This is a genomic window from Streptomyces sp. NPDC059455, from assembly GCF_042750115.1.
In the GTDB taxonomy this organism is placed as follows: Bacteria; Actinomycetota; Actinomycetes; order Streptomycetales; family Streptomycetaceae; genus Streptomyces; species Streptomyces endocoffeicus.
Map to the genome: position 1 here is coordinate 23891 of NZ_JBHYVB010000006.1, position 7368 is coordinate 31258.

A 7368-nucleotide genomic window follows, 5' to 3' on the forward strand; every position below is an offset into this window, starting at 1 on the left:
CTGTTCCCGCGGGCAGCAGGCACGCCGGTCGTGGGACGAGGCGACCGGCAAGGCCACCTGGGTACGCCGCTGCTTGCTGACGAGTCGGAGCAGTGCGGCCATGACGACTCAGTCGCTCCAGGAGAACGTCCGGTGCGCGGCTTCCGCGATGCGCCGAAGCCGCTGCTTGACAATGAACTCAAGCAACTGCTTGAGTTCATGCCGTGGCACGGGGTGAAAAGACGGATTTGCGTAGAGAGGCCGGTCAGCGCACGCGGGACGGCCTGCTGATGGCCGCCCTGGAACTGCTCGCGCAAAGAGGGCAGGAAGGCTTGACGCTCCGCGAGGTCACAGACCGCGCCGGCGCCAATGTCGCCGCGGTGAGTTACCACTTCGGATCGTTGAAAGGGCTGTGCGAGTCGGCGATCGAGCGGGCTCTGGAACGGTACCTGGACGCGCAGATCCTGGCCGTCGAATCCCTTGGTGCCACTTCGACACTCCAGGAGCTGGCGGAGGCGTTCGCGCGGCCGATGGTGCGCGCGCTGGGGGCCGGTGGACAAGACCTGGCCGTGATGCGGACCGTGGCGCGCGTCGGAATCGATCCGCCCCAGGGGTGGGGTCGGCTGGCCGGCAAGTTCGACCGGGCCCGCCAGGATGCCCTCCGGGTGCTGATGGTGAACCTTCCCGGAGTCGAGGAGCAGGAACTCATCTTCCGGACGCGGTGTGCCGCCGGCATGCTGAACTGGCTCGCGCTGGCACCCATCGGTGCCGAGCTGGCCGCCATGCCCACCGAGCAGATTGAGCGCCAGCTGATCCCCGTGGTGGCCGGAGCGTTCCACGGGTACCCCGCCGTCGGCCGCTGACCAGGGCGGAGACGGTCTCACCCAACAATTCAAATGATTGCTTGACAGGGCTCCCGGGTGTGGGCATGATTCTAATCAATCGATTGATTAACTTCATGGGAGGGAGAGCTGCGATGTTCCCCAACGCAGCAGCCGTGGTAGAGGCGGCGTACCACGCGGCGGAAGGCGACGTCCTGGACGTCCAGGGATTCACGGACCTGTTCGCCGAGGACGGCGTGTTCAACAACGTCGTCGCCGGGGAGAGCTTCCGCGGTGAGCAACTGGGTGACCAGGTCGTGACCATGGGCCGGCTGGTGCCGGACATCCACCGGGAGCTCCACCGGGTCCATGTGATGGGCAACATCGTGGCCGTCGAGCTGACAATCGAGGGCACCTTCGCCGGGCCGTTCGAAACGCCCGTCGGCGTCATCCAGCCGACCGGCGCGAAGCTCAGTGTCCCGGCCGCCGACTTCTGGTACGTCGAAGACGGCAAGATCAAGGAGTTCAACTGCTACTTCGGCATCAGCGCCCTGCTCGCGCAGTTGGGCGTACAGCCGGACTTCGCCTCCGCGGTCACGGGGGCGGCCGAGGCCGACAGCTGACCAAGCCTGCCGATCACGAGGGAGGTGTGCGTCTGCGCGGCAGACCCACACCTCCCTCGTTCTGTTCGGCGCCCGCTGCCCGCGGACACGAGGCACTACCGGACCGCGGGCCGCTCGTCTGGCCCCGGCGTTGCCGAGCCGACGTGCCGTCGCCGGCCCGGCACGCTTACTCGCGCCCGCTACCACGGCGAAGCGTCCGTCGAAATCAGTGCCGCTCATGACCGCGAGCCTGCACCCTCCCGCCGGGAGAGACTCAAGCGGCTGACCGGACTCAGGTCTGACGCAACCCGGTGGCCAGGCTGAGACCTTCGGTCGGGTCCGCTGAGCGGCTGCCAAAGCCTGCTGCGGGGTTCGGAAACAGCTGCTGCGAGGTTGTTTCCATCGGTGAAGTCTGTTTCATCGCAACACGTCCCAGTGGCGGAGCCTGGAGGGTGGTGTGATTGACGGGGCGTGGGGGAGGTCCATATTGCCGCTTGCGTGTGAACGGCGGACCGGGACCCCGGATCGGTCTCCGGGACGCCGGCTCGCCGTGGACCTGTCGATCAGCCAAGAGCGCAGGTGTGCGCTTGCGCCTATGCGGGGTTTATGGCGGGCAGGAGGCCGAGTTCCAGGAGGCTTTCGGCGGTGGCCGCGACGGCGTCGTCGCTGCTGCGGGGGTTCCAGCCGAGCACGGTGCGGGCCTTGTCGTTGCTGACGTGGCGGATCTTGCCGAGGTTGGGCAGCATGCCCTTCAGAGCCGGGTTGGCCTCGGCGGCCTTGCGTACCGTCTCGTCCGGAAGTTCGGCGGCCGGGACGGCACTGGCGGCGGCGCCGAGCCGGTCGCGGATGGCGAGTGCGATCTGGTGCAGGGAGACGGCGTCGCCGGCGGCGGCGATGAAGCGTCCGCCTGCGGCCTGGGGGGCGGTCATGGCCTTCAGGTGCAGGTCGGCGACGTCCCGGACATCGACGACGGCGAAGTACAGGCGGGGTACGCCCGGCATGGCGCCGCTGAACAGGCCGGTGATCATGTTGATCGAGGAGGAGTGGTCGGTACCGACGACGGGGCCGAAGATGCCGACCGGGGCGACGGTGGCGAGCTGGAGGGCGTCGCCTTCGCGCTCGACGAAGTCCCAGGCGGCCCGCTCGGCCAGCACCTTGGACCTGATGTAGGCGGGGATGTCGCTGTCCGGGTCGGTCCAGTCGTCCTCGGTGAAGGGCTGTTCGGTGGCGGGCCTGCCGTAGCCGATGGCGGCGAACGAGGAGATGACCACAACGCGTTCGACGCCTGCGTCGCGGGCCGCACGCAGCACGCGCAGCGTGCCTTCCCGGGCGGGGACGATCAGGTCGTCCTCGTGGTCGGGCTCGCCGCCCGGGAAGGGGGAGGCGGTGTGCAGGACGTAGCGGCAGTCCGCCACCGCCTTGGCCCACCCCTCATCCGCGGTGAGGTCTGCTTTCACGAAAGTGAGCCGCTCACCCGCATCCACATCCATGGCCTCCAAGTCCTCGCGGACCTGCGCCTCGCGGCTGAGGGACCGCACCGTGGTGCGGACCTGGTAGCCCTCCCTGAGCGCCTGGGCGATCACACGGCCGCCCAGGAACCCGGAGCCTCCGGTGACCAGGACGGTATCGGTCGAAGCTCTGCTCATTGCCGAATTCCTTTGTCTTTTCGTGCGCGTACTGGCGGGTCCAAGGGACGTCGGCCAGAAGAGGAAGGGGTCAGCTGCGACGGGTCAGTGCCGGCAGCAGCAGGGCGTCCATGACCGCGATGAGCTGGTCGGCGTCGGCCTCGGTGCCAGTGAAGAGCTTCTCCACGAAGACGCTGCCCATCAGGAACATCTCGACGTGCGCCAGGGCCGGGTTGTCGGGACGGATCGTTCCGCGCTCGACGTGCCGCGCCAGGATGGTGCGCAGCGCGTCGAGGTAAGGGGCGAACAGGACGTCCCTCAGTGCCTGGGCGAGGGCCGGGTCGGACATGACCGCTTGCCAGATTCCCAGGGTCGGGGCGCCCTTGGGGTGCGGTGCCGGCATCATGCGAGCCAGCGCCACCAGGTCATCGCGCAGGCTGCCGGCGTCGATGTGCGGCAGGGGCGCGTACTTGCGCGCCATCATCGCCGTGATCACGAGCCTGGGCTTGTTCTCCCACTGCCGGTAAAGCGTGGCCGTGCTCGCCTTCGCCCGCCTGGCCACCTCGTCCACGGTCGCTTCCCCGTAGCCGACCTCGGCGACCAGGTCGAAGGTGACGTCGAGGATCTCCCGTTCGCGCTCCTCCGTCAGCCGCTTGCGCCGGTTGGAGGCCGGTGCCTGCTTACTCATCAGTGATTCCCGTCGCCGGTTGTCGGTCCGAGTTCGGGCCAACTGCTTGAACGCCAAGTATCGAAAACGCACTTTCGACAGTACGCTTTCGATAAGGCGTCTTCAAGTCGTCGGCCGTGGCGAAGGTCAGGGAAGGAGGGAAGGCGCCCCAGGGTCGAAACCGGAGGGGGCGGTCAGTACAAGGTGTTGCGCGAGACGGACCCGGACTTCGCTGTTCGACGGGGCTCTCGCCGGGCGGCATCGGAGCACCGGCGGTGCGCCCTGGCGATGCTGGGCCGGACCGAGGAAGCCGAAGCGGAGGCGCGCCGGGCGTACGCGACCGAGCAGAACCGCCGCTGGTTCCGCGCGAACCCCAACGGCGTGGACGTGGTTGCCGCCGCGACGAAGGGCGTTCCAGAGCCAGGCCTGGGCCAAGCGGTGGCTCGCGGCGTCGACTGGGCACGGCGCGGGCCCGCCGATCCGCTGTCGCCGTTGGCCTGGCGCAGCGGGCCAATCCGGACGGCGTGACTATGATGGCGCTGTCTGGAAAAGGGTCTGACCGCGCTTCCGTGAATGATCTTTGTGCTGCGGCAGGCTGTCGCCGAATCGGTCTCACCTCTCGACCGAGCTGCCGAAGTGGCATGTCGTCTGCCCGGCCGTCGGCCCCCGATGTCTCCCCTGTCACGGTGTGCGGTGCAGGCGGCTTGATGCCTTGTGGTTCCGGAGCGGCGGCGCGGGCGAGCGCCGGATTAGCGATGAGGCGCTTGCCTTCGGCAGGATGGGCGCATGACCGAGATCCGCACATCCCGTCTCCTCCTACGCCGCTGGCACGACGACGACCTCGCGCCGATGGCGGACATCAACGCGGACCCGCGGGTTATGCGCTGGATCGACGACGGCTCGGTGCGCGACCTGGACCACACGGTGGAGGCCATCGAGCGATGGGAGGAGGAGTGGGACGAGGAAGGCTTCGGCCTCTTCGCCGTCGAGCTGCTGGCCTCGGGCGAATTGATCGGCTTCACGGGACTGTCCGTGCCCGAGTTCCTGCCGGAGATGATGCCCGCCGTGGCGATCAGCTGGCGGCTCGGGCCACAGTTCTGGGGCCAGGGATACGCGTCCGAAGCCGCGCACGCCACGCTGGAGTTCGCGCTCCAGGACCGCGGCCTGGACCGCGTCATCAGCATCAACCAGGTGGGGGACAACGCCTCCGAGAACGTCATCCGCAAGCTCGGCATGGTGCCCGAGCGGGAGACGGCGCACCCGGTGTACGGCTACCCGCTGCGCGTTCACGCCATCGATCTCACCGAGTTCCAGGCGTGAACCGGCCGAGCCGTCGATCATCACAAGACAGCCGACGACTGTCCCTACGTCCCTGAGCGCATTGATCGCGACAGCACGGACATCGAGGGACGGTGTCTTCCCGTCGCTGACCTACGCTTTCACGGAACCGCGGCCAGAGCCCTGGAAACGGCCACCCGGTGCTCGGGCCGCCCCCAGAGTCGCTCTGCTTGATTCCCCGCCCACACGTGCGCTGGCCTGCAGCGGGGCGCCACAACCGACCCCGAGGGCAATGAGTTCTGCCTGGACTGACGCGCGAGGGGTCGCCGCGTCAACGACTAGCACCCGTTGCAAGCCTCCAGCGAACTGTGCATTACCAAGTCGGCCCTGGGCCCCGTAAGGCCGGTCCGGCACGTCAATGCGGAGCGGCTGCCCAAGGGATACCGACCGTGGGCACATGCTCCGGATTGACTTCTTGAGGGGAAGAGAATTTCGTGGCAGATGCGAGCAGCAACCAGAAGCGTGTCACCATCGCGCTGAAATCCGTGTACTGCGGTGACGCCGTAGACATTACCGGTGCCGACGAGTTCTACGTCGCGGGCGGAGCAGGCACCAGCCCCCGTCCGGTTCCAAGAGTAAGGCGATTCTGACCAAGTCGGTCGACATCAATAGTGGCCAGAGGAAGATTCTCTCCGGTGACGAGTATGTAATCTTCGACGACAACGTATATGTCGATGACTTCGTCTCTGGACGGTGTTCTTACCGCTCCTCCCGCGGCGCTTGGGGAGATCGTCCAGGACCCATGCCTTGGCGCTCTCCCTGAGCCAGGGCTGGGTGAGTCCTGTTCCCCAGCACGACCAGACGCTGGCCAAGAGCGTCCTCAAGCACGTGCGCCGCTTCGGCCGGAGGCGACGGCGCTGGTCGGCGTGGGCAGGGCGGTAGCCTTCCCGGCTCTCCCTCTGCCGGTCGCAGGCCACGACCCGGCAGAGCTCCAGGGCCGGCAATGGCCGCACGTCGCGGTGCGCGAGGAAATCCGGCAAAGGCAGCCGGTAGACCTTCTGCTGCTGGTACAGGTGTGACGAGCACAAACGCACTCGTCCGGCCGGCTCGGCCGCTCACACTGCGGAACCCGGCACGGGCAGACCCCGATCGCCCAGGACGGGCGCCGGGCAACCGCCACGAACTCCTCAAAGGGAAGCCCGCGCGCAACCGCGACGGGTCCGCATGCAGGTACGGACGGGGCGAGGACGGATGCTTCTGCCCCAGCAGGGCCTGGACCTCATCCAGCGAGCCGCCGGCATCGACGACGTTGCTGGCCATCGCATGACGACACATCCGCGGACACACCCGCCGACCAAGACCTGCCCGGCGCGACAGCGACTCGCACAGCTCCCCGATCGCATCACAGGTCACCGGCGAGCCATACGGCGGGCGGAACAAGTTGACCAGCAGAAAGTCACCACCAGCCTCGCCGAGCACCTCATGGTGCTCCAGCGCGTACTGGTCGGCGGCCCGCACTACCAGGAAGTCCACCGGCATCACCCACGACTTCCGCGACTTCGACCACGCCCCGTTGACGTTCTGCCGCCGCACCACATGCAGGTGCGGCCCCTCCACCGCGCAGCCCCGCGAGCGCGAGTCCATCAGCAAGTGGACATCACACCGGTGCAGCCCGGCCCCTGCCCCGGAGCTCGTAGAGCTGCTCCAGCACCCAGCCGGGCGCGACCTTGTTCACCACCGCGTGGAGCAGGAACATCCGCACATCCCGGGCCGCCGTCCTCCAGTCCCGCCCCGTTTCTCAACGACGGCAAGGCGCACCATGTCACGCGACGGCGATAAGCCCCCGAAGTACCTGAGAACCTGCTCACCGCGCAGAAAGAGCTTCACCAGGTCGCCCACACCCTCAAGGCGCTGTATGACCGTCTCCCGAGGGTGGTCCGAGGAGGATCAGGCGGAAGTGCGACGGCTGCGGGACCGTCAGTGGGAGCTGACCAGCACCGTTTCCACGCACTCCTTCTGGCAGGCGCTGGAGGGCCCGGACCACGTCACAGCTCGGCGGGGGTGGGGAAGGCAGCTAGCTTTCGGCGCCCGTGGGGTGGGCGCGGTCGTAGACGCGTTCGGTGGCGGCCAGGTGGCGTTCTCTCAGGGCGGCGCGGTTGATGCGGGCGGCCTCGGTGGGGCGTCCGGTGTGGTCGGCCTGGGTGGCGAGGTCGGACGCCGCCTACGCCGAGCACCGCGTGGTCACTGGCCGGCGGATGGTCTGGTCAGGGGGCGAGTTGTGTTGCCCGCTCGGCGGCGGAACCGGGGGCGGGGGGGGCCCCGCGGGCGGGCCGGGGTGTTTTGGAGGGACGAGAGGAGGGTGGGGGTTTTGTGTTTGACAGATAGAGAAGTGGAGC

7 protein-coding genes are annotated in these 7368 nt (G+C 68.1%); 4 read left to right on the forward strand and 3 right to left on the reverse strand.

What is annotated here, in order from left to right:
• Positions 1 to 203 precede the first annotated feature (203 nt).
• Entirely contained in the window at positions 204 to 842 is a 639-nt protein-coding gene (locus tag ACFXB5_RS03430; RefSeq protein ID WP_385201911.1) for a TetR family transcriptional regulator, read from the forward strand.
• A gap of 113 nt (positions 843 to 955) precedes the next feature.
• The gene (locus tag ACFXB5_RS03435) at positions 956 to 1423 is read left to right on the forward strand and encodes an ester cyclase (RefSeq protein WP_385201913.1); all 468 of its coding nucleotides are present in this window, start codon (positions 956 to 958) and stop codon (positions 1421 to 1423) included.
• 572 nt (positions 1424 to 1995) lie between these two features.
• Here the strand turns inward: ACFXB5_RS03435 and ACFXB5_RS03440 are convergent.
• Both ACFXB5_RS03440 and ACFXB5_RS03445 read right to left on the reverse strand, forming a co-directional pair.
• Positions 1996 to 3048, reverse strand: coding sequence for an SDR family oxidoreductase (locus ACFXB5_RS03440; RefSeq protein ID WP_385201915.1), 1053 nt, complete (start codon positions 3046 to 3048; stop codon positions 1996 to 1998).
• 70 nt (positions 3049 to 3118) lie between these two features.
• Positions 3119 to 3715 carry a TetR/AcrR family transcriptional regulator gene (locus ACFXB5_RS03445; protein WP_385201917.1) on the reverse strand — a complete coding sequence of 199 codons (597 nt, stop codon included), beginning with the start codon at positions 3713 to 3715 and terminating at the stop codon, positions 3119 to 3121.
• Positions 3716 to 3982: 267 nt separating this feature from the next.
• Between ACFXB5_RS03445 and ACFXB5_RS03450 the strand changes: the two genes are divergently transcribed.
• Together ACFXB5_RS03450 and ACFXB5_RS03455 are read left to right on the forward strand one after the other, a co-directional pair.
• Complete coding sequence (locus ACFXB5_RS03450; protein WP_385201918.1) at positions 3983 to 4222, forward strand: hypothetical protein; 240 nt, start codon at positions 3983 to 3985, stop codon at positions 4220 to 4222.
• Between the two features lie 258 nt (positions 4223 to 4480).
• Positions 4481 to 5014 carry a GNAT family N-acetyltransferase gene (locus ACFXB5_RS03455; RefSeq protein ID WP_385201920.1) on the forward strand — a complete coding sequence of 178 codons (534 nt, stop codon included), beginning with the start codon at positions 4481 to 4483 and terminating at the stop codon, positions 5012 to 5014.
• Between the two features lie 717 nt (positions 5015 to 5731).
• Here ACFXB5_RS03455 and ACFXB5_RS03460 read toward each other — a convergent pair.
• Positions 5732 to 6616 (reverse strand): tyrosine-type recombinase/integrase, encoded by an 885-nt coding sequence (locus tag ACFXB5_RS03460; protein ID WP_385202051.1) that lies wholly within the window; start codon positions 6614 to 6616, stop codon positions 5732 to 5734.
• Between the last annotated feature and the right edge of the window lie 752 nt (positions 6617 to 7368).

What these genes read in the sequence shown, in the direction of transcription:
- ACFXB5_RS03435 (WP_385201913.1), top strand. Translation starts at nt 956, where the DNA reads ATGTTCCCCAACGCAGCAGCCGTGGTAGAGGCGGCGTACCACGCGGCG.
- ACFXB5_RS03440 (WP_385201915.1), bottom strand. Translation starts at nt 3,048, where the DNA reads ATGAGCAGAGCTTCGACCGATACCGTCCTGGTCACCGGAGGCTCCGGG.
- ACFXB5_RS03445 (WP_385201917.1), bottom strand. Translation starts at nt 3,715, where the DNA reads ATGAGTAAGCAGGCACCGGCCTCCAACCGGCGCAAGCGGCTGACGGAG.
- ACFXB5_RS03450 (WP_385201918.1), top strand. Translation starts at nt 3,983, where the DNA reads ATGCTGGGCCGGACCGAGGAAGCCGAAGCGGAGGCGCGCCGGGCGTAC.
- ACFXB5_RS03455 (WP_385201920.1), top strand. Translation starts at nt 4,481, where the DNA reads ATGACCGAGATCCGCACATCCCGTCTCCTCCTACGCCGCTGGCACGAC.
- ACFXB5_RS03460 (WP_385202051.1), bottom strand. Translation starts at nt 6,616, where the DNA reads ATGGACTCGCGCTCGCGGGGCTGCGCGGTGGAGGGGCCGCACCTGCAT.